The organism is Nocardia sp. NPDC004573 (genome assembly GCF_053602135.1).
The window spans coordinates 193,471-217,421 of record NZ_JBSGDA010000005.1; the positions used below are offsets into that span (position 1 = coordinate 193,471).

General features: G+C 69.3%; 29 protein-coding genes. 13 read left to right on the top strand and 16 right to left on the bottom strand.

Annotated elements, in window-relative coordinates; all coding sequences use genetic code 11:
• Positions 1-141: 141 nt before the first annotated feature.
• The 3 genes from ACWEKR_RS10495 to ACWEKR_RS10505 all read left to right on the top strand — a co-directional run bounded on the left by ACWEKR_RS10495 (position 142) and on the right by ACWEKR_RS10505 (position 4,544).
• The gene (locus ACWEKR_RS10495; protein WP_452354252.1) at positions 142-2,223 is read left to right on the top strand and encodes a hypothetical protein; all 2,082 of its coding nucleotides are present in this window, start codon (positions 142-144) and stop codon (positions 2,221-2,223) included.
• A 277-nt stretch (positions 2,224-2,500) separates the two neighbouring features.
• Positions 2,501-3,313 (top strand): 23S ribosomal RNA methyltransferase Erm, encoded by an 813-nt coding sequence (gene erm / locus ACWEKR_RS10500; protein ID WP_452354253.1) that lies wholly within the window; start codon positions 2,501-2,503, stop codon positions 3,311-3,313.
• A gap of 67 nt (positions 3,314-3,380) precedes the next feature.
• Positions 3,381-4,544 carry a lactate 2-monooxygenase gene (locus ACWEKR_RS10505; protein ID WP_452354254.1) on the top strand — a complete coding sequence of 388 codons (1,164 nt, stop codon included), beginning with the start codon at positions 3,381-3,383 and terminating at the stop codon, positions 4,542-4,544.
• 98 nt (positions 4,545-4,642) lie between these two features.
• Here the strand turns inward: ACWEKR_RS10505 and thpD are convergent, their stop codons facing one another.
• From thpD to ACWEKR_RS10540, 7 genes are all read right to left on the bottom strand, one after another.
• A complete protein-coding gene (thpD, locus tag ACWEKR_RS10510) occupies positions 4,643-5,548 on the bottom strand; it encodes an ectoine hydroxylase (protein WP_452354411.1) in 906 nt (301 codons plus the stop codon).
• Positions 5,549-5,556: 8 nt separating this feature from the next.
• Positions 5,557-5,955 (bottom strand): ectoine synthase, encoded by a 399-nt coding sequence (locus ACWEKR_RS10515; protein ID WP_452354255.1) that lies wholly within the window; start codon positions 5,953-5,955, stop codon positions 5,557-5,559.
• Complete coding sequence (ectB, locus tag ACWEKR_RS10520) at positions 5,952-7,229, bottom strand: diaminobutyrate--2-oxoglutarate transaminase (RefSeq protein ID WP_452354256.1); 1,278 nt, start codon at positions 7,227-7,229, stop codon at positions 5,952-5,954. The genes ACWEKR_RS10515 and ectB overlap by 4 nt, the downstream gene beginning before the upstream one ends.
• Positions 7,226-7,684 carry a diaminobutyrate acetyltransferase gene (gene ectA, locus ACWEKR_RS10525; RefSeq protein WP_228829656.1) on the bottom strand — a complete coding sequence of 153 codons (459 nt, stop codon included), beginning with the start codon at positions 7,682-7,684 and terminating at the stop codon, positions 7,226-7,228. The genes ectB and ectA overlap by 4 nt, the downstream gene beginning before the upstream one ends.
• 227 nt (positions 7,685-7,911) lie before the next feature.
• Positions 7,912-9,000 carry an ATP-binding protein gene (locus ACWEKR_RS10530; protein ID WP_452354257.1) on the bottom strand — a complete coding sequence of 363 codons (1,089 nt, stop codon included), beginning with the start codon at positions 8,998-9,000 and terminating at the stop codon, positions 7,912-7,914.
• The gene (locus ACWEKR_RS10535; protein ID WP_452354258.1) at positions 8,987-9,697 is read right to left on the bottom strand and encodes a response regulator transcription factor; all 711 of its coding nucleotides are present in this window, start codon (positions 9,695-9,697) and stop codon (positions 8,987-8,989) included. The genes ACWEKR_RS10530 and ACWEKR_RS10535 overlap by 14 nt, the downstream gene beginning before the upstream one ends.
• 445 nt (positions 9,698-10,142) lie before the next feature.
• Positions 10,143-10,490 (bottom strand): hypothetical protein, encoded by a 348-nt coding sequence (locus ACWEKR_RS10540; RefSeq protein ID WP_452354259.1) that lies wholly within the window; start codon positions 10,488-10,490, stop codon positions 10,143-10,145.
• A gap of 198 nt (positions 10,491-10,688) precedes the next feature.
• On the opposite strand from ACWEKR_RS10540, the gene ACWEKR_RS10545 reads away from it, so the two are divergent.
• Positions 10,689-10,985, top strand: a complete 297-nt coding sequence (locus ACWEKR_RS10545; RefSeq protein WP_159840569.1) for a hypothetical protein — start codon at positions 10,689-10,691, stop codon at positions 10,983-10,985.
• A gap of 11 nt (positions 10,986-10,996) precedes the next feature.
• Here ACWEKR_RS10545 and ACWEKR_RS10550 read toward each other — a convergent pair whose 3' ends face one another.
• From ACWEKR_RS10550 to ACWEKR_RS10565, 4 genes are all read right to left on the bottom strand, one after another.
• Positions 10,997-11,782 (bottom strand): RNA polymerase sigma factor SigF, encoded by a 786-nt coding sequence (locus ACWEKR_RS10550; protein ID WP_195085338.1) that lies wholly within the window; start codon positions 11,780-11,782, stop codon positions 10,997-10,999.
• The gene (locus ACWEKR_RS10555) at positions 11,772-12,203 is read right to left on the bottom strand and encodes an ATP-binding protein (RefSeq protein ID WP_201297984.1); all 432 of its coding nucleotides are present in this window, start codon (positions 12,201-12,203) and stop codon (positions 11,772-11,774) included. The genes ACWEKR_RS10550 and ACWEKR_RS10555 overlap by 11 nt, the downstream gene beginning before the upstream one ends.
• 166 nt (positions 12,204-12,369) lie before the next feature.
• Entirely contained in the window at positions 12,370-13,053 is a 684-nt protein-coding gene (locus tag ACWEKR_RS10560; protein WP_452354260.1) for a PAS and ANTAR domain-containing protein, read from the bottom strand.
• Positions 13,054-13,145: 92 nt separating this feature from the next.
• A complete protein-coding gene (locus ACWEKR_RS10565) occupies positions 13,146-13,559 on the bottom strand; it encodes an STAS domain-containing protein (RefSeq protein ID WP_281879896.1) in 414 nt (137 codons plus the stop codon).
• Between the two features lie 391 nt (positions 13,560-13,950).
• On the opposite strand from ACWEKR_RS10565, the gene ACWEKR_RS10570 reads away from it, so the two are divergent.
• The gene (locus ACWEKR_RS10570) at positions 13,951-15,162 is read left to right on the top strand and encodes a glycosyltransferase (protein ID WP_452354261.1); all 1,212 of its coding nucleotides are present in this window, start codon (positions 13,951-13,953) and stop codon (positions 15,160-15,162) included.
• 33 nt (positions 15,163-15,195) lie between these two features.
• Here ACWEKR_RS10570 and ACWEKR_RS10575 read toward each other — a convergent pair whose 3' ends face one another.
• Positions 15,196-15,708: a DUF6328 family protein gene (locus tag ACWEKR_RS10575; protein ID WP_452354262.1), complete on the bottom strand. Its 513-nt coding sequence runs from the start codon at positions 15,706-15,708 to the stop codon at positions 15,196-15,198.
• Positions 15,695-16,120, bottom strand: a complete 426-nt coding sequence (locus tag ACWEKR_RS10580; RefSeq protein WP_195085343.1) for a ChaB family protein — start codon at positions 16,118-16,120, stop codon at positions 15,695-15,697. Before ACWEKR_RS10580 ends, ACWEKR_RS10575 begins: the two co-directional genes overlap by 14 nt.
• Before the next feature lie 143 nt (positions 16,121-16,263).
• Between ACWEKR_RS10580 and ACWEKR_RS10585 the strand changes: the two genes are divergently transcribed.
• Genes ACWEKR_RS10585 through ACWEKR_RS10595 form a run of 3 tightly spaced genes read left to right on the top strand, consistent with a single transcriptional unit; the run spans position 16,264 to position 17,822 of the window.
• On the top strand, positions 16,264-16,827 hold the full coding sequence (locus ACWEKR_RS10585) for a nucleotidyltransferase family protein (protein WP_195085344.1): 564 nt from the start codon (positions 16,264-16,266) through the stop codon (positions 16,825-16,827).
• Positions 16,828-17,097 (top strand): BON domain-containing protein, encoded by a 270-nt coding sequence (locus ACWEKR_RS10590; protein ID WP_201297986.1) that lies wholly within the window; start codon positions 16,828-16,830, stop codon positions 17,095-17,097.
• Between the two features lie 5 nt (positions 17,098-17,102).
• A complete protein-coding gene (locus tag ACWEKR_RS10595; RefSeq protein WP_195085346.1) occupies positions 17,103-17,822 on the top strand; it encodes a metallophosphoesterase family protein in 720 nt (239 codons plus the stop codon).
• 12 nt (positions 17,823-17,834) lie between these two features.
• Here ACWEKR_RS10595 and ACWEKR_RS10600 read toward each other — a convergent pair whose 3' ends face one another.
• Positions 17,835-18,254 carry a CBS domain-containing protein gene (locus ACWEKR_RS10600; RefSeq protein WP_195085347.1) on the bottom strand — a complete coding sequence of 140 codons (420 nt, stop codon included), beginning with the start codon at positions 18,252-18,254 and terminating at the stop codon, positions 17,835-17,837.
• A 193-nt stretch (positions 18,255-18,447) separates the two neighbouring features.
• On the opposite strand from ACWEKR_RS10600, the gene ACWEKR_RS10605 reads away from it, so the two are divergent.
• The 5 genes from ACWEKR_RS10605 (at position 18,448) to ACWEKR_RS10625 (ending at position 22,466) form a co-directional block, all read left to right on the top strand.
• On the top strand, positions 18,448-18,789 hold the full coding sequence (locus ACWEKR_RS10605) for a hypothetical protein (protein ID WP_159840587.1): 342 nt from the start codon (positions 18,448-18,450) through the stop codon (positions 18,787-18,789).
• Between the two features lie 70 nt (positions 18,790-18,859).
• Complete coding sequence (locus ACWEKR_RS10610) at positions 18,860-19,318, top strand: hypothetical protein (RefSeq protein ID WP_452354263.1); 459 nt, start codon at positions 18,860-18,862, stop codon at positions 19,316-19,318.
• Between the two features lie 14 nt (positions 19,319-19,332).
• A complete protein-coding gene (locus tag ACWEKR_RS10615; protein ID WP_452354264.1) occupies positions 19,333-19,632 on the top strand; it encodes a hypothetical protein in 300 nt (99 codons plus the stop codon).
• 343 nt (positions 19,633-19,975) lie between these two features.
• Positions 19,976-20,911: a glycosyltransferase family 9 protein gene (locus tag ACWEKR_RS10620; RefSeq protein WP_452354265.1), complete on the top strand. Its 936-nt coding sequence runs from the start codon at positions 19,976-19,978 to the stop codon at positions 20,909-20,911.
• A 52-nt stretch (positions 20,912-20,963) separates the two neighbouring features.
• The gene (locus ACWEKR_RS10625; protein WP_452354266.1) at positions 20,964-22,466 is read left to right on the top strand and encodes an FAD-dependent oxidoreductase; all 1,503 of its coding nucleotides are present in this window, start codon (positions 20,964-20,966) and stop codon (positions 22,464-22,466) included.
• A 22-nt stretch (positions 22,467-22,488) separates the two neighbouring features.
• Here the strand turns inward: ACWEKR_RS10625 and ACWEKR_RS10630 are convergent, their stop codons facing one another.
• Together ACWEKR_RS10630 and ACWEKR_RS10635 are read right to left on the bottom strand one after the other, a co-directional pair.
• Entirely contained in the window at positions 22,489-23,016 is a 528-nt protein-coding gene (locus tag ACWEKR_RS10630; protein ID WP_452354267.1) for an AAA family ATPase, read from the bottom strand.
• A gap of 53 nt (positions 23,017-23,069) precedes the next feature.
• Entirely contained in the window at positions 23,070-23,930 is an 861-nt protein-coding gene (locus ACWEKR_RS10635; protein ID WP_452354268.1) for an SDR family oxidoreductase, read from the bottom strand.
• Positions 23,931-23,951: the final 21 nt, after the last annotated feature.

Here is a 23,951-nt window from a genome sequence, read left to right on the forward strand (position 1 = left end):
TCCCCGGTAGCGTTGGCGCTCGGGCCATTACCTACCGCCAGGGGATTGCGGCGCAGTTCCGGTTCGCGGCGAGTACGGTATACCCCGCCGCCCGGCGCGGGGGCGGCGGTAGGGATCGGGTGGAAAGGCAGGCGCGCGACAGTGAACGAGCGGTATTCGTCGTGGGCTGCCCGGAATACGCCCGAAGAGCTGCCGCTGGCCGCGCGCTACCAGAGCGCGGATCCGATCCTCTGGCACGGCAGCATGGTCTACCCGATGTACACCGAGCAGGTCGGCCCCGCGCCCACCACCGTCGCCTTGACGATGATCTCGGCGGCGCCCCCCGCCGGGCTGCGCGGGCTCGGGATGGGGCTGTCGGTCGTCGACGGCTACCTCGACCTGCACGGACGTTCACTCGCCGGAGTCGACGCGTGGAGCGACGCGCTGGCCGCAGGCGTCAGCTTCGCCGTCACACCCACCGCGCCGGTGACCCTGGTGACCCTCACCCCGGTCTGGGTGGACGAATTCGGCACCCAGAAGTCCTGGTCGGGCAACTACGGCATCGTGGTCGAGCACCAACCCAACGGGCGGGTCGTGCTGTGGTGCAGCATCGGCGAGGGACCGCCGAACTTCGCGAACTTGGTCGTGGAGCTGTCCACCGCACCCACACCCGTTCCGCCGGAGGCGTCAGCGCCCGCACCGCCCGCGCGGACTCCGATCGGCATGAGCCCGCCCGGCCCCCGTTCCGCCGCTTCCGCGGGCCCACCCACCGCGCCGACCATGCCGGTTCCGCGAATCGACGCCGCCGGGCCCACGACCGCCTCCGCGGCACCGGTGGAGCGGCTCGCCGCCGAAGCGTCCGCGGCCACAAGCGCGGTGAACGGGCAAATGGGCCAGAACCCGCAACCGCGACGCTCGGGCGACCTGTTCGGCAACGTGCAATCGTCTCGCGCAGCACGGTCCACTGCGGATGCTCCAGGCTCGGTTCCCGGTGACCGAGCTCCGGACGACACACCCGCCGTGCCTAGCCCGTCGGCCGAACCACCCGCAATCGACGCCGCGCACAGCGTGCCCGATCCATTCGGCCCCGACACGCCACTCGAAACAGAGCACATCGCCCCGCCGCCAGGCCCGCACAACCCGTCCGCGCTGGAGGAAGTACCTTCCCGCGGATTCGATCCCCATCCTCTGGCCGCGAACGAAACAGCCGCGGCGGATTCGTACGGCACGTTCGGACCGCCGGTCGCGCACACGCATCCGCCCGAAGACCCAGCCCGCTCTCTCGCCGGCCTATCGATCGGCAACGCGCCGCCCGTCCCCGCCTTCCCGCCACCTCCCCGCCCCGCGCCGAATGCTCGGCGCACCGACTCCGACCCGCTGTCGTCGAAACCCTGGACCGCAGCAGACACCGATCGCGCATTCGACCCCACCGGCACGCACTCACAGCCCCCGACCCCTCCTTCGCCCCCTCGGTCCGAGCCTGGACCGGCAGACCCGTATCCCTTGCAATCCTCCCCGGGCTCTACCGCAACCCCACCCCCGGCCGGCCGGGCGGGCACCGATCCCGGCCTGTTGGTCACCGACTCTTGGGCCGCGCGCGACTCGTATCCCGCGTTCGAGTCCACCGGCGCGCATCCGCAGCCTCCGGTCGCGACCGAGCCTCCCGATGCCCGCATCGCGCAGGTGAAGCGTGAGCTCGCCCCGGCGGCATCAATCCTCGGCGAACCGGTTTCCCCCACACCCACAGCGCCCGTTATCGCGCGTGCACCCGGTCCGGCCGTCGCGAACGATCGGCCCACAGCGAGTACACCGACGAAACGGCCGAACATCGACGTTTCCACCGCACCGGCTCCCGCCGAACGAGCCGCGACGGTCGATGCGCCGCGCCCGAGCGAGTCCGGGCAGTCGGGCGACCACGGGTTTCGCGGCGCGCTCTACGACCTGGGTGTCGCGATGTACCGCCGGGGCGAGGAAGAACAGGCGTGCGGATTGTGGGCCCAGGCCTCCGAGGCCGGACACGCGGGCGCCGCTTACGAGCTGGGCATGGTGCGCCTACGGCGCGGCGATCCGGTCGGAGCCGAATCCTGGTGGCGCACCGCCGCCGACCGCCGCGAGCCGCGCGCCATCGCCGAACTCGCCGATCTGCTCGACCAGCTCGGCAAGCACGCGGAGGCCAAGTCCTGGCGGACTTTCGCCGCCGAGCTGCTGGATTCGGACGTGGTGGGTCAGCCGACGTCCCGGTGACCCAGAAAAGAACTGGCCCCCGCCGCGCGCCTGCCGTACGGTGCCGGACATGGGTGGCAGTCCCGGCATGAACGGAGCGTGCGCGGTCGGCGCGTATTACGTCCGGCTGCGTACGGAGGCCTGGCCTGTGCCGGCGCACCGTGTCGCTCCGATCTGCTGAATCGTTCGAGCGGAATCCGCATCGACGGCCGGTAGCGGTCGCCGAACTCTTCGTGCCCTGGCATGGGACCAGGCGAATCGACCTTCCCGATTCGACCACTCCGTTCGGAGGACACCCATGTCCCGCCATCGTTCCTTTCCGCGCGCCCGCAGCCGTGGGAGCCGTCCCGCGCGCACGCGGAAAGCCCTGTCGCAGAATTTTCTCCGCGATGCCGGCGTCGCCCGGCTGATCGTGCACCACTCGGGCGTCACCGTCGACGACCTCGTCCTCGAGGTCGGGCCCGGTGACGGCATGCTGACCAGGCGATTGCTCGACGCGGGCAGCCGCGTCCACGCCTATGAGAAGGACCCGCGCTATGCGGCCCTGCTGGGCCGCCGGTACGCGGACAACTCGCGCATCACCGTGCGGCAGCGCGATTTCCGCTCGGTGCGCCCGCCACGGGAGCCGTTCGCGGTCGTGGCCAACGTGCCGTTCGCCATCACGACCGACATCGTGCGCTGGTGTCTGGCCGCGCGATGGCTCACCTCCGCCACCCTGCTCACTCAGCTCGAGTTCGCGCGCAAGTACTCGGGCGACTACGGCCGGTGGACCAAACTCGCTGTCGGCTACTGGCCCACGACGGCGATCGAACTGGGCGCGCGCGTCGGCAGGCACAGCTTTCATCCGGTACCGCAAGTCGATGCCGCGATTCTGCGGTTGTGCAACCGGCCCGCTCCGCTGCTGCCGCGCAACTGGATCGGTGATTACCGCAGAGTGGTCGCGCTCGGTTTCTCGGGTGTCGGAGGCAGCGTGGCCGCGTCGTTGCGGCGGGAATTCCCCGCCCGCGCCGTCCACCACGCCTGCGGCGCGGCAGGCATCCCGCTCGATCAGCCGGTCGGACTCGTCTCCCCCGATCGCTGGTTGACCCTGTATCGCGCGCTGCGCGCTTGACCGGAACCGTACTTGCTACAGGAACGTATCGGATACATTCGTGCATCGAGACGAGGACAGGAGCAGCGTGACCAACTTCGGCGACTACCAGAACGAGATCTACTTCCAAGGACTCGGCGGCGTGCTGCCCGATCTCCCCATGACGTACGCCGAGCTGGAAGCGAAGGCACAGGCCGCACTGCCACCGAGCATCTGGTCGTACGTGGCGGGCGGGGCAGGCGACGAGCTCACCCAACGGGCCAACGTGACGGCCTTCCAGAAGCTGGGACTGGTCCCCCGCATGCTGCGGGCGAGCAAGACTCGCGACCTGTCGATCCAGCTGTTCGGGATGACGCTGCCGACGCCGATCTTCCTGGCCCCGGTCGGCGTGATCGGCCTGTGCGCCCAGGACGGGCACGGCGACATCGCCACGGCGAAGGCCGCGGCACGCACCGGCGTCCCCATGATCGCCTCCACCCTCACGGTGGATCCGCTGGAGGAGGTGGCGGCGGAGTTCGGTGACACCCCGGGCATGTTCCAGCTCTACACCCCCACCAACCGGGACCTCGCGCAAAGCCTGGTCCGGCGGGCCGAGGCCGCGGGCTTCAAGGCCATCGTGGTCACCCTGGACACCTGGGTGCCCGGCTGGCGCCCGCGCGATCTGGCGGTCTCCAACTTCCCCCAGTTGCGCGGGCACTGCCTGGCCAACTACTTCACCGATCCGGTGTTCCGCGCCCTGCTGCCCAGCCCGCCCGAGCAGGACCCGAAAACCGCCATCCTGACCTGGATCTCACTGTTCGGCAACGCGTTGACCTGGGACGATCTGGCATGGCTCCGGTCACTCACCGACCTGCCGCTGGTGCTGAAGGGCATCTGTCACCCCGACGACGCCCGGCGCGCCAAGGACGCGGGCGTCGACGGCATCTACTGCTCCAATCACGGCGGCAGGCAGGCCAATGGCGGCATCCCGGCGATCGAGCATCTGCCGGAGGTGGTGGCGGCGGCCGACGGTCTGCCCGTGCTGTTCGACTCCGGCATCCGCACCGGCGCCGACATCGTCAAAGCGCTGGCGCTCGGCGCGACGGCCGTGGGGATCGGCCGCCCGTATCCCTACGGACTCGCCCTCGGCGGCGTCGACGGCCTCGTGCACGTGGTGCGATCGCTGCTCGCCGAAGCGGATCTGCTGATGGCGGTGGACGGGTACCCGAGGATCGCCGACCTCGGCCCGGAGGCGATCCGGCGGCTGGTCTGACCCCCCGCGCGCAGCGGCCGGGACGCCACGCGAAACGCCCCGCGCGTGCGGCTCGCCCGAGTAGGTGGGCGAGCCGCGTGCGCGGGGCGGCTCTCGGTTCAGTCCGACAGCGGCGTGAAATCGCGGCTACCGATATAGTCCGGTCGCGGCGCGGGCGCGGCGAACGGTTCGACGAGCGTGTTGTGCACGCTGTTGAACACCACGAAGATGTTCGACCGCGGGAACGGCGTGATGTTGTTCGACGACCCGTGCATCAGGTTGGAGTCGAACAGCAACGCCGAGCCCGCCCGGCCGGTGAACTGGCTGATCCCGTACCGGTTCGCGAGCGCGGTGATGTCGTCGGTCGTCGGCACGCCGATTTCCTGCTCCTGCAACGACTCCCGATAGTGCTCGGCCGGAGTGCTGCCCAGACACGGCACGAAGGTGTGGTGCGAGCCGGGCATCACCATGAGGCTCCCGTTGATCGGGTAGTTGTCGGTGAGCGCGATCGACAGGCTCACCGCACGTGGCGCGGGCATGCCGTCTTCGGCGTGCCAGGTTTCGAAATCGGAGTGCCAATAGAAACCGGTGCCGCGGAAACCGGGCATGTAGTTCACCCGGCTCTGGTGCACATACACCTTCGATCCCAGCACCTGCTCGGCGAGCCCGAGCACCCGCGGCTGACGCACCAGGTCGGCGATCGCCTCGCTCAGCTTGTGCACTTCGAAGACCGAGCGCACCCGGTTCGACGACTTCTCCACGATGACGCGGTCGTCGTCGCGCAGCGCGGGATCGTTCGCCAGCCTGGCGATCTCGCCGCTGTACTCGGCCACTTCGGCGGGCGTGAGCAGCTGGTCCAGGATGGCGAACCCGTCGACGTCGAACGAGGCGAGTTCCGGGCTCTCGATCTCCCCCCACACCGCGGGGTCGGCACGCTCCAAGTGCGGAGCGGGCCCGCCGAGACGGGTCGGGTAACGATCGTAGCGAGCTGTCTCGGGCCGAGTTTCGGTGTGCTGCAGAACCATTGGTGTGCTCAACCTCCGATCGTCGTGGCGACCAGCGGGTAGACGCCGTCGCTGTCGTGAACCTCCTGCCCGGTGACCGGCGGGTTGAACACGCACATCATCCGCATCGTGGTGCGGACCTCCAAGCGGTGCCGTTCGTGCCCGTCGAGCAGGTACATCGAGCCGGGGGCCAGCTCGTAGGTGACGCCGTTGTCCAGGTCGGTCAGCGTGCCCTCGCCCTCGATGAGCCACACGGCCTCCACATGATGCACATAATGGAACTCGTGCACGGTGCCGGCGTCAATGGTGGTCTCGTGGAAGGAGAAGCCGACGCCGTCACCCCCGAGGACGATGCGCTTGCTGCGCCAGCCCTCACCCGCCACGTCGCGCTCGGTGCCGGTGATTTCCGCGGTGGTGCGCACGATCATGCGATTGCCCCCATTCCGCCGCACACCGACTCGACGGCCCCGGTCAGGATCTGCAGGCCCTGGTCGAGCTCTTGGTCGGTGACCGTCAGCGGCGGCAGCAGCTTCACCACCTCGTCGGTGGAACCGGAGGTCTCCACCAGCAGTCCGCGCTCGAAGGCGATCTGGCAGACCTTGCCCGCCTGCGAGGGATCCTCGAACACCACGCCTTGCACCAGGCCGCGACCCCGGGTGGAGACACCGGGGAAGTAGTCGGCCAGCTCTCCGAGCGTCCGCGCGATCTTCTCGCCCTTGGCCTGCGTCGCCGTCTGCAGGGCGTCGTCGGACCAGTAGTGGCGCAGGGCGGTCGTCGCGGTGACGAACGCGGGGTTGTTGCCGCGGAAAGTGCCGTTGTGCTCACCCGGCGACCATTCGTCCAGCTCCGGCTTGAACAGCACCAGCGCCATCGGCAGGCCGTAGCCGCCGATCGACTTCGACAGCGTCACGATGTCGGGGGTGATGCCCGCGATCTCGAAGGAGAAGAACGGTCCGGTGCGGCCGCAGCCCATCTGGACGTCGTCGACGATCAACAGGATCTCCCGCTCCGCGCACAGACCGGCGAGGTGCCGCAGCCACTCGGCGCGGGCGACGTTGACGCCGCCTTCGCCCTGCACCGTCTCCACGATGACCGCGGCCGGGCGGTCGAAACCGGACGAGGTGTCGTCGAGCACCTTCGACATCCACTGGAAGTCGGCGGTGGTGCCGTCGAAGTAGCCGTCGTAGGGCATGTGCGCGGCGTGCACCAACGGCACACCGGCGCCGGCGCGCTTGGCGGCGTTGCCGGTGACCGACAGCGCGCCGAGGGTCATGCCGTGGAAAGCGTTGGTGAAGCTGACGATGGTCTCGCGCCCGGTGACCTTGCGCGCCAGCTTGAGCGCGGCCTCGACCGCGTTGGCGCCGGTGGGGCCGGGGAACTGGACCTTGTAGTCCAGGCCGCGCGGAGTGAACACGGTGTCGCGCAACGTCTCCAACAGGTCCCGCTTGGCCGCGGTCGACATGTCCAGGCCGTGGGTGATGCCGTCGCTCGCGATGTAGTCCAGCAGCGCACGCTTGAGCACGTCGTTGTTGTGGCCGTAGTTCAGCGCACCGGCGCCGGCGAAGAAGTCGAGGTAGTCCTTGCCTTCCTCGTCGCGCAGCCAGCTGCCCTTCGCCGTGGTGAACACGGTGGGCCAGGCACGGCAATAACCGCGCACGTTCGACTCCAGGCTCTCGAAAACAGTGGTGTCGGCGTTGATCATCGGTGATCCTCCTCGGTGGTGCGGGCGGTCGGGGCGATGCGATACAGGTCTTCGGGTGCGTGGCTGTCGGGGAAGACGCCCGCGTCGAACAAGGGACGCTTGGTCAGATCGGCGCCGCGCGCCTGCGCCACCGACGTGAACAGCGCGATGGAACCGGCGTTGTCCGGCGAGATGGTCGTTTCGAGCACCGAAACGCCCTGAGCCGCAACGCTGTTGAGCAACGTGTGGAGCAGTTCGGCGCCGATGCCGCGGCCGCGCTGCGAGCGGTCCACCGCGATCTGCCAGACGAACACGGTGTCGGGCGCCTGCGGGCGGACGAAGCCGATCACGTATCCCACGACGCGTCCGTCCAGTTCGGCGACCACCGATGTCCCGGCGAAATCCCGGCACCACAGCAGATACGCGTAGCTCGAGTTGACATCGAGCACTGCGGAATCCTTCGCGATACGCCACATCGGAGCGCCGTCACCCAAACGGGGCGTACGCAGGACCACGGCCGTTCCCGTTTCTTTCCGAGACGGGGTGGCCCCGAGAGCGGCCGCGGCGTTGCCGACGCGTGATCGCTCGATCTCCGCTGGGGACAGGGTTGGCAGTGACATACAACTCCCTCGTCGATCAGCAGTACTTTTCCAGGCTTACGAAGCGACTTTGAGGTGAACCAGTCGACTTCTTTACGGTCGTATTACGGATTGATGTCGCCGAGCCGGGGCAGCCGCACGACAAATCGCGCGCCCCCACCGGGTCGTTCGGTGCAGTGCACCCGGCCGCCGTGGGTGGCGACCGTCTCGGCGACCAACGCAAGGCCGATGCCCGTCCCGTCGGGCGAGCGGCGGCCGCTGCGAGCGGTCGCGAATCGTTCGAAGATCCGGTCCCGGTCCGCGGGCAGTACGCCGGGGCCTGCGTCGTCCACGGTGAGCACCGCGTCGGTGCCGTCGCGGTCCACGCTGACCGCGACCACGCCGCCACCGTGCCGGTCGGCGTTGTGCAGCAGGTTGGCCACCGCGCGCTCGAGTTCCACTTTGCGGCCACGCACGGTGACGTCCTGACGCACCGTGAGCAATTCGCCCGGGTAGCGCCGGTCGCCCAGGGTGTGGACCAGCAGGTCGCGCACCGACAGCGGCTCGGCGTCGCCGTGGTGCATGCCCGCTTCCACTCGCGCCAGGGCGAGCAGATCGTCCAGCAGTTTGCGCAGGTGGTCGACCTCGGCGGTGACCAAACCGAGCGCTCGCTGGGAACGCTCCGGCAGATCGCCGCGGTGCCGGTTGAGGACGTCGACGCTCGCCATCAAGGTGGTCAGCGGGGTACGCAACTCGTGGCTGACGTCGCCGAAGAGCCGGTGCTCCCGCTCGATGCGCCGTTGCAGCGAATCCACCATGGTGTTGAACGACTCGACGGTGATCGCCAGATCCTGGTCACCCGTGGCGGGCAACCGCTGGCCGAGGTCGCCGGATGCGATCCGCGCGGCGGTGCCCGCGAGCTGGTGCAGCGGGGTCAGCACCCGCCTGCTCGCCCACCATCCGACCCCCGCCCCGATCAGCGTGACCACGCCGGCGCACCCGATCAGCACGTTGCGCAACAGATCGAGAGCGGCGTGGAGATCGCCCGGCGACTGCGCTTCCAAGTAGCCGCGGCTGATCACGAACACCGAAACGACCAGGGCCAGCGACATCAGCGCGGCGATGGTCGCGAAGGCGGCGGTCACCCGGGCGCGGAGGCTCCAGGCGTTCGGATTCCAGCGTTCGGCGTAGAGGCAGCGTTCAGCGGCGCACATCGAGGCGGTAACCGAGCCCGCGCACCGTCACCACGATGCGCGGATCGGACGGATCCTTTTCGATTTTCGTGCGCAAACGGCGCATGTGCACGTCCACAATGCGTTCGTCCCCGAAGAACCCGCGGTCCCATACGCGCTCGAGCAGTACCGTGCGGCTGAGCACACGGCCCGGTGACTCGGCCAGCTCACAGAGCAAACGGAATTCGGTGAGCGTGAGCCGGATCTCCTCGTCGCCGCGGCGCACCACGCCACTGTCCTGAGCCAAGACCAACGGAGCCGTGTCGTCGGCCTCGAGCACCATCTCCTGCGGCGTCTCCCGCTCGGCGGTCAGCCGGAAGCGGCGGCGCACCGCGCGCATGCGCGCGGTGATCTCCTTGATCTCGAACGGCTTGGTCACGAAATCGTCGGCCCCCGCCTCGAGCGCGGCCACCACGTCGTGGGTGTCGTCACGGGCGCTGACCACGATGATCGGAACGTCGTGATCGCGGCGGATCTCCCGGATACATTCGAATCCGTCCATGCCGCCGAGCATCAGATCGACGATCATCACGTCCGGAACACCATTGCTGCGCAGATGGGTGAGCGCGTCCTCGGCTTCCTCCGCCTCGTCGACGTCGTACCCCTCGTCCTCCATAGCGAGCCGTAACGCACCACGGACCCGGTCGTCGTCTTCCACGATCATCAGGTTTGCGCTCAAGACTTCATCCCTTGCAGACATGCGAAAGCGCGTCACGATGCGGACCACCGCATCCCCATACCGACGCGACCTTCCGCTTTTCGAGCAACCTTTGCTCGGCTACGAGTACCCCTGCGCCCGGCCGGTAAACGTCCGGCAGACCGATGCGGGGCCTCTTGCTTGCTCCATCGACGCTATACGCCCGACCGATTCAGGGGCACAAGGGGGCTGCGGCACAGTGCGGGCCCGCGCGCCGCGGGCGCTGTACCGGAGCAACAGCTTCTACGAAAAGCGCTGCACCACAGTCTGTTTCGTGATCGCCACTGAGCATGACGAGACAAGCGGCAACAGCAAGGTTGCCGAGGGAACGCCGTGCGACAGAGTGCCGTGCGTCACATCACCTGGATGCGCCCACTGCGCAGGCATGATGGTGACCGGCCTCACGGCGACGCCAGCGGCCTACCGGCTATCGCGGCGGTTCCAAGCGATTGAAATTGCTCCGCGGTCGGTCGGCGCTCGGCTCTTGATACCAGAAGCGCAGATTTCTCGCGTCGAAGGTGGCGAACCACTCGTCCCAGCCCACCCGGCGCAGTACCGCCCCGCCGTATCCGGGGAAGTCGAACCGCAGCACTCCGAGCCGTCCATCGTGTTCGCTGCCCGGCACGGTCGCGGGCCGAGCGCCGCGCTGTGCGGCCCAGCGACGGATGACGTCGTGATTCCTGGTGACGGAAATCCCGCGAGACTGGGGCGACGCCCCTGCCCCACCCGGTCCGAACCGCGGATTCCGGGTGCCTGGGCGGCGCTGGTCGGTCATGACGAGCTCCTCGAGCCATCGGCATCTGTTGTCCGGTTCCTGTCTGACTACCCGCCGGTCGTCCTTGGCAAACTGGTCGGCCGAACCACACCCGGCGCGAGCGCGGACCGGTTCGCGCGGCGATCGATGGGTAACCGGCCGATGATCGGACCGGACGAGCGGAAAACCGGCCGATCGCCCGAACGAGAAGGAGTTGGCATGTCCAGTGACAGCGCGGCCCAGCCGGTCCCGCCCACACCCGAGCCGGACCCCGTGCCGCCCATCCCAGAACCGGATCCGGTGCCGCCGATTCCCGAGCCGGACCCCATTCCGGACCCGAATCCCGTTCCGCCGGAACCTGATCCGCATCCGCTGCCGCCGGTTCCCGGCCCTGCGCCCCGCCCGCCGGTACCCGGTCCCGCCCCGGCGCCGCCGCTGCCGGACCCCGGCCGCCCCACACCGGACCCGGGCCTGCCGGGTCCGTCACCGGATCCCGCTCCGCCGAATCCGGTGTAGGCGACCGGTGCTCAGTCCCGCAGCGCCTGCTCGCGCAGCGAGTTCAACGTCCGGGAAAGAATGCGGGAGACGTGCATCTGGGAGACCCCGAGCCGCTCGGCGATCTGGGTCTGCGTCAACGACTCGAAGAACCGCATGACCAGCACCTGACGCTCGCGCTCGGGCAGCTCGCCGAGCAGCGGCTCGACCGCCATGACGTCTTCGACCAGGTGATAGGACGGCTCTTCGGCGCCGAGGCTGTCCAGCAGCGGCTGTGCGGCGCTCTCGGCGTCCTCGCCTGCCACCGCGTCGATGGACGAGGACTGGTAGGCGTTGCCTGCGATCAGCGCCTGGGTCACCTCGACCAGGTCGACTCCCAGCTCCGCGGCGATCTCCCTGGCTCGGGGCATCCGGCCCAGCCGCTGCGACAGCGTCTCGACGGTCGGGCCGATGCTCAGCTGGATCTCCTTGGTCCGGCGCGGCACCCGCACCGCCCAGGTGTTGTCCCGGAAATGCCGCCGGACCTCGCCCATGATGGTCGGGACGGCGAAGGACAGGAACGACGACCCGCGCGTCACGTCGAAACGGTCGGCTGCCTGCACCAAGCCGAGGCGCGCGACTTGCAGCAGGTCGTCGAAGTTCTCGCCGCGCCCGGAGAACTTGCGGGCAATGTGCTCGGCCAGCGGCAGGCACCGTTCGATCAGCTCCTGGCGCATCGCCTCGCGGCGCGCGTCGCCGGGTTCCAGCGCGGCGATCTTCTCGAAAAGCGGCTCGATGTTGTCGTAGGTGTCCCCGCGCCCCCTCGGCTCACTCGCCATTCTGGGCACCCCGCACCCAGCTGAAGTCGATCACCGTCGGGTATCCGCCCAGCACGCTGTCGTAGGAGCCTTGCGCGGCGGCGATCGAGTCGGTCAGCGTGCGCACGATGTGCCAGCCGAGCCCGGCGTGGCCGACCACCGACTCGGTGACCGCGACCGACGCGACGTGCACGAACATCTTGTCGGTGTCGTAGGTGAACTCGCAGTCGATCGTCGAGCCCGGCGCCGCGTCGAGGATGAGCGAGGTCGCCACCTCGTCGAGCGCGAGCCGGATGTCGGTCACCTCGTCGAGGGCGAAGTCGGCGATGAGGGCGACGGTCTCGGCGAGCGCGCGCAGCATGGTGAGCTGCTCCAGCTGGGCGGGCACTCGCACACCGACGGTCGTCGTGTCGGTAAAGGATCGGGAAGTCCACTCCCCCATTTGCCCATCACCACCTTGTCCTCATAGCCACTCCACTGTGGCCTGCGCATCGCCGCGAGTTCTCGTGGCCGCCGAAACATTGCGGCACCGCCGCGGACTGTGGAGCAGATATACACCGCGTTCCTCGTCGGAGGACGTACCCGCCGAGGCCGGATCGAAACGCCGGTCAGTCGCCGTCGATGCGCTCGTGCGCGGTGAGCAGCAAGTGGTCGAACTCCGTCCGCAGTGCGGCGGGGACACGCGTCAGACCGGGCAGATCGGCGACCAACCGGGCGGCCAGTCTGCGCAGCTTGACGTTGGTTTCCTGCGACCGCCAGCTGAGCACCCGGAAGGCCTGTTCGGGTCCGATGCCGTAGATCAGCATGAGCGCGCCCTTCGCCTGTTCGATGACGGCTCTGGCGGCGTACAGCTCGGGCAGGGCGCCGTCCAGCGTCTCCTGACGGTGTTCGGCGAGCGTATCGGTGACATCGATGTAGTAGCCGAAGGTGCCGACGACTCGCCCCGCCTCGTCGACCATGCGATCGGCGACCAGGATCACGTGATGCACGGCGCCTGCGGTATCGATGATGCGATGCCGGCTGCTGAACGGTTCCGCGTCGGCGATCGAGCGCGCCAAGGCGCTGGCTACCGCTTCGCGGTCTTCCGGATGCTTGTGCGTCAGCAATAGTTCCGTCGTCGGCGTCACCGCCCCCGGTGCGTAACCGTGCATCGACGCGACCTCGTCCGACCATTCCCATCGCCGATCGGCGAACCAGAACCGGAAACTGCCCACACTCTGCGGCGTTCCCGAACCGATCACTCGGTCCAGCGCCCGGGCTTCTTCGGGCTGGACCGACCTGCTCTCACTCACCGCTGAAGTATCCGATGCCGGTGCACTCGGTGTGACCGGATCGGCAGCGGTCACACCGTGGGCACGGGCTTCGGGGCGCCCCGCCCTTCGGCTCAGGCGTCCAGGGCTGCCCGCATGGAGGAGTAGCTGGGGAACAACGACCGCACGCCGGTCACCTCGAGTGCGCGCTCGACTCCCGGGCCGCCCGCGACGATCCGCAGATCCGGACGACCGACCCCGTCCCTACGCAGGCCGCCGAGCCGCACGGCCGCGCGCAGACTCAAGAACCGCGCCGCCCGCAGATCGATCACTACCGCATCGCACGGTGACTGCAACGCACGGTCGACCGTCTCGAAGAACTCGGCCGACACGGCGGCGTCCAACTCGCCTTCGACACGGACCACCACGCATTCCCGGCGGCGATCCACCCGCTGCGCCCACAACCGGTTGTCCCGACGACGTCCCGGTCCCGAACCATTGAGATGCACGCCCTCGGCATGCTCTCGTAGCAGAGAAATGGCAGACAAGTCGAACCTCCCGTGTAGGGGGTATCCAGTCCTGGCGTGGCGGCCGGGGACGAAGGCGGCGCGAGCGCGAATAGGTTGCCGTGCCGTCCCATCGACCGGCTGCGCCGAATGCGTCGAACCGGGGTCGGCTGTGATCTCAACCTCCCTACAGTGTGGCACGGTCCACCCGTTCCCGACACCGTTCGGTAGGAGAACGTGACCCGCGGCCGGAGCGCCCGTGACCGGCACAAACCGACCATTCGGCTGGATATATTGCCGTTGACGTGGGGTTTCATCGATCCGTCTCCGGGCATATCCCCGACATATCCCGAACGTCACGCGATGCCGGTCGTAGGGCAACCGCGCGGATTCGCGCGGCCGGAGGGTGCCCGCGACGAGAACGGAGCACCCGGTGAAGATTGCCATGGTTTCCGAAGACGCCAGCCCCCTCGCCGCAGGGAGTCCCGCCGACGGGGGTGGCCGCGGCACCTACGTCGCCGAACTGTCGGCGGCGTACGCGCGCCGCGGTCACGAGGTCACCGTCTACACCCGGCGCATCAGTCCGCGCGCGCCCGCCGAACTGCTCGCCGAGGGCGGATACCGTGTAGTGCATGTCGCCGCCGGACCGCCCGCTCCCCTACCGAGCGACCGCACCCTGCCCTATCTCGGGGACTTCGGCACGGGCCTGCGACGGCATTGGGCCGCCGAACGACCGGACATCACGCACGCGCACTACTGGAAGTCCGGGCTCGCCGCCGAGCCGGCCGCCCGCGCGCACGGCATCCCGGTGGTGCTGACCTTCCACGGACTCGGCACCGTACAGCGGCGCTGCGAAGGTCTGGCCGATTCCAGCCCGCGCTCACGCATCCGGTTCGAGCGGCTCATCGCGACGCGAGCAGCCCATGTGGTGGCAACCTGCTCCGACGAGATAGCCGACCTGGCCAGGATGGGCGTGCCGCGTTTCCGGACCTCGATCGTGCCCCACGGGGTCGACCTCACCCTGTTCACCCCGGAGGGCGCCGCGGCCGACCGGCATGCCACGCACCGACTGCTAGCTGCCGGAGAATTGGTGCGGCGCAGTGGATTCGACCCGGTGATCAAGGCATTGGCGGACCTCCCGGACACGGAACTGGTGATCGTGGGCGGTCCATCCGCCGACGACGAAGACGACGTCGAGGGCCGCAGGCTGCGCCGCCTCGCCTCCGATCACGGTGTGCGTGAGCGTCTGCGGCTGACCGGACCGGTGACGCGTCCGGTGCTGCCCCGGCTGTACCGCTCCGCGGAGGTGGTGCTCTGCACGCCGTGGTTCGAACCGTTCGGGCGGGTGGCCCTGGAGGCGATGGCGTGCGGGAAACCGGTGATCGCCACGCCCGTCGGCGGTCTGCTGGACACCGTGGTCGACGGCGTCACCGGGCGCTTCGTCGCTCCACCCGAAGCCGACGCGATCGCGCGGGCAGTGCGTCCATTGCTCGCCGACGCGACGTTGCGCGAAACATGGGGCGCCGCAGGCTATCAGCGGGCCGCGGGCCGGAACTCCTGGGACCGGGTCGCCGCGGAGACGCTCAGCGCCTACCACCGTGGCGCTCCCGCTCATGCGGGCGAGGTCGTCTCCTGGGCCCGGTGATCCGGGGTCGGGCGGTGGGTCAGTAGCGGTGGGTCAGTAGTGGTCGGCGCGGACATGCTGGGAGGCGCTGCGCCAGCGCCACGGCGCGACCAGCCAGATCGTCGTGAACAAGGCGAGACTCACGACGCCGGACGCCACCGCCGCGGCCGTCCCCGTGACGTAGTCGACGACGAGGACCACCGCGCCGATCAGCGCCAGCCCCAGCAGCGCGACGCCCGCCATCGCGCAGCGGTGTGCCGCCGAGACGACATTGCCCAGCCGGTGCCTGCGGAACAGGATCCGATGCCAGGACACCGGCGCGACCAGGAACACCGTGGCACCGAGAACGGCGGCCAGCGTGGCCAGGTAGAGCGCTCGCATGCCGGGTGACAGCGCGCCGAACGACGCCTGGAACGGCAGCACCAGCAGTGCCCCGAACAGGAACTGCACGCCGGTCTGCACGACACGCAATTCCTGGACCAGGCTGCTCCAGTTCCGGTCCAATCGTTCGAGTTCGGTCTCACCCCGCGCGCGGCGGGCCCACGCGCCGTCGTCAGCTTCGGGCACGCGCTGCCTCCCGGCGATTGCGTTTCTTGATCGCCTCGACGAGTTCGTCCTTGGTCATCCGGGAGCGGCCGGAGATGTCCAACCGCCGGGCGATACCGAGCAGATGCTCTTTCGAGGCGTTGGCATCGACGCCTTCGGCGGTCTCGCCCTTCGCGTTCGGGCCGCGTTGCGCGGCGCGCTCGTCGGAGGGCCCGCGCCGGGCTTTGGGCTCCCAGTGATCGCCGACCTTCTCGTAGCTGTGCTTCAGCGCGGCGTAGGCCACCCGATGGGCGCGCTGCTCGTCGCCGTCGTACTGTTCGAGCGCGGCGTCGTGCGCCTCGGCGAAGGTGCGCTGCGCCTTCTCTTCCGACCGTTCCAGCGTGCTGGGCAACTCGGATTTCTTCACGTCGCCGCGTGCTGTCGTCTTGGGCATGTGTCGCTCCTTCCGCGTTCCCGGGGCATGCGGTCCGAAGGGCTCCGAAAGCCCGGTGCCGCCGCATGCGGGCCCCCTGGATATCCGGACGCATACCCGGTGAAACGTCGATTAACCCGGTGTCCGCCGGGTACCACCGCTGCATGGCCGTTACCACCGATCAGCTGCTGCATGCGCTCACCCGCACGGTGAACGCGCTGGCGGCGACAGATATCCGATTCGCGGTGGCGGGCGGCTGCGCGGTCTACGCCCGTGGCGGCCCTGCCTCCCAGCACGACGTCGACATCTTCGTCAAACCCGAGGACAGCGGGCGGGCGATCAACACCCTGGCCCGGGCGGGCCTGCGGGTATGCGACCCGCCGGAGAACTGGTTGCGCAAGGTTTACGCCGACGACATCCTCGTCGACGTCATCCACCGTCCGAACGACCGCGACGTCACCGACGAGTTGCTCGACCGGGCCACCGAGATGCGGATCGGGCCGGCCAAGGCCCCCGTGATCAGCGGCACCGACCTGATGGTGGACAAGATGCTCGTCTTCGACGCGCACCGCCTGGATCTGAGCCCGATCCTGCACATCGCACGCGACTTGCGCGAACAGGTGGACTGGGAAATGGTGCGCGAGCAGACCAAGGCCTCGCCCTACGCGCGGGCGTTCATGGGCTTGCTGGACGATCTCGGCATCACCCGCACCGGAAAGGTGGAATAGATGGAGCAGCCGCAATACCTGGTCGCACGGTTGCGCCGGGCGCTGGCCGAGGACCCCCGCACCGCCGAACTCGGTGTGCAGGTGACCATCCGCGGCGACGTCGTGGTGCTCTGTGGCGAGGTGAGCAGCGAGAACTGCAAGCAACAGATGGAAACCGTGGTGCACGAGCAGCTTCCGCACGCACGGATCCACAACGACGTCCATGTCACCCGTCCCACGGCCCCCGTCGAGACCGAGACGCTGGAGCCGGACGGTTCCGAAAGGAGTTGAGCCGCATGCGGATAGCCGCGGTCGGTGATGTACATCTCGGCGTGGATTCGCGCGGGCAGTGGCGGCCGGCGCTGGAGGGCCTCGCCGAGCGGGCCGACGTGCTTCTGCTGGCGGGAGATCTGACCCGCCACGGCAGCGCCGAAGAAGGGAGGGTCGTCGCGGAGGAGTTCGCCGACCTGGGCGTGCCGGTCGTCGCCGTCTTGGGCAATCACGACTATCACGGCGACGCCGAACACGAGATCACCGCCGCGCTCACCGACCACGGCATCACCGTCCTGGAAGGGGCCTCGGTGACCTTGAACGTCGACGGAAGCACCCTCGGGGTCGCAGGTACGAAAGGCTTCGGCGGCGGATTCGCGGGCAAGTGCGCGAGCGTCTTCGGTGAACCCTTGATGCGCGAATTCGCCGGGCACACCGTGGCCGTGGCCGCCGCGCTCGGCACCGCACTCGATGCGTTGGACACCGACATCACCATCGCGCTCACGCACTACTCCCCGATCAGCGACACGCTGCACGGCGAGCCGAGGGAGATCTATCCGTTCCTCGGTTCCTACCTGCTCGGCGAGGCGATCGACGAACACGGCGCCGACCTGGCGCTGCACGGCCACGCCCACGCGGGGACCGAACGCGGCACCACTCCGGGCGGCATCCGGGTGCGCAATGTCGCCCAGCCGGTGATCCGAGCGGCCTACGCGGTCTACGACATGCACCCGGCCGCGGTCTGAGGAACCCCGGGCTCAGAAGTCCGTCGAGATCGCCTCCACGGTGCTTCCCGACTGGGTGTTGTCGACGGCGGTGGCGACGTCGGCCTGCGCGATGATGCCGACCAGCTGCCCCTGCTCCAGCACCGGTACACGGCGTACCTGATGCTGCGACATCACCGACATCACCTTGCGCACGTCGTCGTCGGCTTCGACGGTGACCAATTCCGTGCCGCCGAGTTCGCCCGCGTGGACGCCGAGCGGATCCTTACGCTGGGCGATCACCTTGACGACGATGTCGCGATCGGTGAGCATTCCCTTCAGTTTGTCGTCCTCGCCGCAGATGGGCAGGGCGCCGACATTCAATTCCGCCATCCGCTGTGCGGCCGCGACGACCGTGTCGCTGGAGCGGACGCATTCCACGTTCGGGGTCATGATGTCCCGTGCTGTTGTCATCGTGGTCCTCCTGGGACTTCTACGGGTTCGAGCGGCCCGGATCGGGCGACTCGCTGACGTCGTACCCGCGTTTCGGATCGGCTAACGCGGGCATCCGAGCGGTATGGCCGCCCCGGATGGCCCGGCTGGAACGCTCCGGGCCCTGGGCGGCATGCGCACCGAAATCGTTGCCGCTCAGCAGAAAGGACATCCGATGCTGCCAGCACCGAACGAGCCGACCGCGGGATCAGGCGCCGGAGAGCAGCACGCACCCCGGACCCACACGTTTCCGGACGACACCCGTACCAACCGCAGCCACGCCGGAGAGTCCATCGAGGACGCCCGCAACTGGCCCGGCATCATCCTGGTCGCGGTGGGCATCGTGGCCATGGCGCTCACGCTGACCGCCGCCGGATACGGATTCGCGGGCTGGGCGGTGATCGCGGGAGTCGTCAGCGGCGTCTGCATCCTCGCGGGCGTCCTCGTCATCGTCGCCGAGCACCGCCGCGTCAAGGCGCGCGAAGGCAGGCGACTGAGCGACGCCGCCGGTCACTGATCGAGCGCCCGGCCGAGCACGGTACGGCCGACCGCGGAAACGCGGCTTCGACTCCCAGGAGAAGGAAAGAATGACAAATCAGCCCAACCGGCCCTTGGGCCGCTTCGCCCTGCTCGCCGGGGCCTTGGCGGCGAGTTCGGCGATCGCGGCGTGTTCGGGTGACGACGGCGGTCCGGCGGCGGACACGCCCGAGCCCGCGACCGTTTCGATCACCATGCCCGCCCCCTCCAGTCCGCAGGTCCCCGACACCGACCAGATCACCCCCGAGGCGGCAACGCAATTGTGCGACATGATGCGCGCCGACATCGACACCTGGCGCGGCCAAGGCGCCACCCTGGCCAAAGTGACGTTCAACGGCACCGTGCACAACTGGGCCGCCCGTAACGGCGGCCTCAACGACGTGGTCGTCGCGGACCGGGGCACGGTAGACGCACTCACCACGCAGTCCTGCCCGGATGTCCGTGAGCAGGCGGTGCAGGCGCTCGACGTGCCGGACCTGGCCTCGGCGCTGGCGGGGTTCGGACGATGAGCGCCGCGGGCCGGATGGGCCTCGCCGTGCTCGCCGCGCTGACGGTATGCGCGGCGGGGTGTGGCGACGAGCCGCAGAAGATCGTGAACAAGGGCGGCGATACGCCGTGTAACGAATACGTCGCCCAGGATCCGGATAAACAGCGGGTCACCACCGAGAAGTTCCTCGAACAGGAACGTGAGGGCGACGGCACGCCCGACGCCAGGACAGTCGACGCCGCGATCGCGGCGATCAAGCTGATGTGCGCGGCACAGGCCAACCCGGATACCCCGATTCGGAAGGCCGACCTCACCGGCATTTTCGTGCCGAAGTAGCCGGATGGGCTCCTGGAAGCCGATGTGGGGCTCCTCGGTTTCGAACCGGGCATGCCGGGCACTCCAAGAGGTAGCAAGAACCGCTCGTCGATTTGCGAATGCCGCTTCCGCCGTGGTTGTCCAGGCGCCGAAACCCGGCGGGAGTGCCGCCGTTAACCGGGCGCACCCCTCGACAACGGCGTCGAGGACCGCAACGGACGGCGGGCTTCGAGACGGTCTCCGGCGTCCGATGGGGATTGCGCGAACCGACTCGAAGCTTTGTGGCACACCCGCCCCGGGCCGCCGACGATGTCGGCCCGGGCGGCGGGGCCGTGCCGTTCGCGCTACATGGAGAGGCATTTCCGTGACTGTCCTGCTCGCCTTGCGCGCACACGGGCTGCGGGAGCTGCTGACGGCGATTCCCGCCCTGCGCGCGCTGCACGACGTCCGTCCGCGACACCGGCTCGTCCTCGCCGCGCCGGGATGGCTGCGCCCGGTCGTGGAACTGGCCGATTGCGTCGATCAACTCCACGCCACCCCGCTCGCGGGCGGGCTGCGCTGGAACGCACCGCCGCCGGCCTTCGCGATCAATCTGCACGACGCCGGGAGCGACAGTATCCGCGCCCTGCTGGCGACCGATCCGGAACGCACGGTCACCCACCGCCACAAGGATTTTCCGCGCGTGCCGGGCCCGCTGTTCGAGCCCGAGTTGCACGAGACCGTGCGATGGTGCCGGCTACTGGAATGGGCGGGTATCCCGGCCGACCCGGCACGCCTGGACATCACTCCGCCGCCGGAGAGCACCGGCGAGCGACGATCCATCGTCGTCTACCCGGGCGGTACGCCCGCTCGGCGCTGGCCCGCCGAACGATTCGCGGCCGTCGCGGCCGGTCTGCGCGAATGGGGATGTCCCGTACGAATCGTCGGCAGCGCCGCGGATCGTCCGCTCGCACGCAGCGTCGCCGCACAGGCCGGATTACCCGAAAACAGTGTGCTGGCAGGAGAACTCACGCTGCGCCAACTCGCGGTGACGGTGGCCGACGCGGCCCTCGTGCTCAGCGGCGACACCGGCGTGGGGCATCTGGCCACGGCGTTCGGCACGCCGTCGGTGCTGATCTTCGGCCCCGACGCGCCCGCGGTCTGGGGACCGCCCCCGGAGCGCGCCGCCCATGTCACCCTGTGGGCCGGGCATGCCGGTGAGCCACGCTCCGACAAGCCCGCGCCCGGGTTGACGATGATCAGCGCCGCCGAAGTGCTCGCCGCCGCCGATCGGCAGCTCACCAGCCAGGTGCGCGTATGAACAGCGGGCGGCACGGGCGTTTCACCCCGTCGAGACCGGCTATCTCGGGCTTATGACGTCCCTATGGTTGCACGGCGCGCAGGTTCCGGCGCGGTTGCGGTTGACGCCGGGATCGCGCTTCGACACGGTGGTGATCGGCGGCGGGCTCACCGGACTGGTGACCGCACTGCTGCTGGTCGAGAACGGCGTCGAAGTAGCCGTGGTCGAAGGCAGGCGCGTCGGTGCGGGAACGACCGGCGCCACCACCGGGAAAGTCAGCCTGCTGCAGGGGACTCGAGCTCAGCAGATCGCCAAACATCACTCCGACGCCGTGTTGCGCGACTACGTGGCGGCGAATCAGGCCGGGCAGGATTGGCTGCTGCGTTTCTGCGCCGCCCACGGGGTCGCCGTGGAGCGGGCAGCCGCCTTGACCTACGCGCAGAACGACGAGGAGATGTCCGCGGTGCGCGCGGAATACGCCGCGACGCAGAAAGCGGGCCTGCCGACCGAACTGCTCCGTGAACTCGACGTCCCCTTCCCCGCACGCGGTGCGGTGCGCCTGGCGGACCAGGCCCAACTCGATCCGATGGCGCTGCTGGCCGCGCTCGCGGCCGACGTGGAGTCGCACGGCGCCCCGATCTACGAATCCACTCTGGTCCGCGGCGTGCACCACGGCAGCGGTGAACTCGTCGTCTCCACCGAGCACGGCGACCTCGGCGCGCGCCGGGTGGTGCTGGCCACCGGGACACCGATCCTCGATCGCGGCGGGTTCTTCGCCCGCCTCACGCCGCAACGCTCCTATCTGACGGCGTTCCGCCTGGACCGCCCCGCTCCGCGCGATATGTACATCAGCGCCGGGAGCCCCACCCGTTCCCTGCGTCGCGCGCAGGGGCCCGACGGGGAGCTGCTGCTGGTCGGCGGTAACGGCCACGTCGTCGGCCGCGGCGGATCGACCCGCGAGAAAGTCGAGGATCTGGTGCGCTGGGCGCGCACCTGGTTCCCCGGCGCCGAGCTGACGCACCGCTGGTCGGCTCAGGATTACTCACCCGTCGGTGAACTGCCCTACGTGGGTCCGGTGCTACCTGGGCAGAGCGACATACAACTGGCCACCGGCTACGCCAAATGGGGTCTCACCAACGGTGTGGCCGCGGCCATCGCACTGGCCGGACGTCTCACCGAGGCGCCACCGCGCTGGGCGGGCGCGCTGGCGAGCTGGCGTCCGGACGAACTCAAAGCGCTTCCCACGGCCACGAAAGTGAACGGCGCGGTGGCGCAGAAACTCTCCGCGGGCTGGCTGCGGATCGTCACTCGGCACGACGGCGCCGCTCCGGCCGAGGGCTGCGGCACGGTGCTGCGCGATGGCTTGCATCCCACCGCCGTGTGCACGGTGGACGGCGTCACGAACCGGGTCTCCGCGGTGTGCCCGCACCTGTACGGCATCGTCAACTGGAACGACGCCGAACGCACCTGGGACTGTCCGTTGCACGGCTCGCGTTTCGCCGCCGACGGCACCCTGCTCGAAGGCCCGGCCACCAGTTCGCTCACTCCCCTGCAGGTGCCGCGCGACGCTCCCTGAGCAGAGCCCGACCGCGGCGGCGTCAGTCCGTCAGCGGCTTCGCGTCGGCGAGGATTCGATCCACCGTCTGCTCCACCGTCAGATCGGAGCTGTCGATCCAGAGCCCGATGCGGGGAGTGGTCGAGCGCAGCACCTCGTCCAGCCCGGCGACGGTGAATTCGTCGTAGGCGTCCTTGCCACGCGCGGCCTCGCGTGCGAGGACGACCTCCGGGCGCGGCGCCAGCACGACGACGTACAGCGGTCGCGTGACGATCAGGTCCGCCAGCCACGGCAGGAATTCGCCGAGGACGACGTCCTGTAGCACGACCGTGAACCCGGCTTCGGCGTAGGCGTCGGCCGTCGCGGCGGCCAGGCTGTGCCGCAACCGCAATTGGGTCAGCGCCTCGGCCGAGGGGGCGGCGCTCATCTCCGCACGCCCGTTCACCACGAAACGACGGAAGACGTCTCCGCGCACGTGCACCGAGCGCGGCAGCCGTTCGGCCAGCGCCTGCGCGACTGTGGATTTGCCCGCGGCCTGGATGCCGGTGATCAAGTAGACAGCCGATGCCATGACCACGATCATGGCCGGTCGCGGCTGGTCCCCGGCATCCGCCCCGCCACGCGTCAGCTCGCGGCGGCGCCTGCCTTCTGCTCGACATAGCGATTCATCGCCCAGTTCAACCCACGCATCGCGACGTTGTACGCGGGTGGAAAGTATCGCTGCGCCCAGAAGCCGACGCGAATATCCGGCGAGGTGAACACCAGATAGCGATTGCGCTCGACGCCGCGCACGATGGAGCGCGCCGCCGCCTCCGGCGTGACCGCGTGCCGCATGAACAGGGCGACGCCTTGCTGCACCGCCTCGGCCGTGCGGTCGACGCCCGCGATGTCCACGCTGTCGACCATGGGCGTGGCCATCGCACCCGGGCACACCAGGCTCACGCCGATGCGGTGGCGCGCCAAGTCGAAGCGCAGCACCTCCGACACCCCGCGCAGACCGAACTTGCTCGCGCTGTAGGGCGCGTGCCAGGGCAGGCCGAACAGGCCCGCCGCCGAGGACACGTTCACCAAGTGGCCGCCGCGTCCGGCCGCGATCATCGGCGGGACGAAGGCTTCGATCACGTGGATGGGGCCCATGAGGTCGATGTCGATGGTGCGCCGCCATTGGTCGTGTGTCAGCCGATCCACGGTGCCCCAGGTGGCGATGCCCGCCACGTTCATGACGATGTCGACGCTGCCGACCGCATCGTGCGCTCGAGCCGCCAAGGCGACGACCTGATCGTAATCACCGACATCGGCCGCCTCCGCCAGGTGGACGGTCGCGCCCGCGGCGCGCGCGTCGGCGGCCGTGCGCGCCAGGCCATCGGCGGCGATGTCGGTCAGCACGAGCGCGGCGCCCTTGGCCGCCGCCGCGAGTGCCGTACTACGACCGAGACCGCTGGCGGCGCCGGTGATCAGACAGGTTTTGCCGGCGAACTTCGTCATAGTCGATGACCATACGCAACC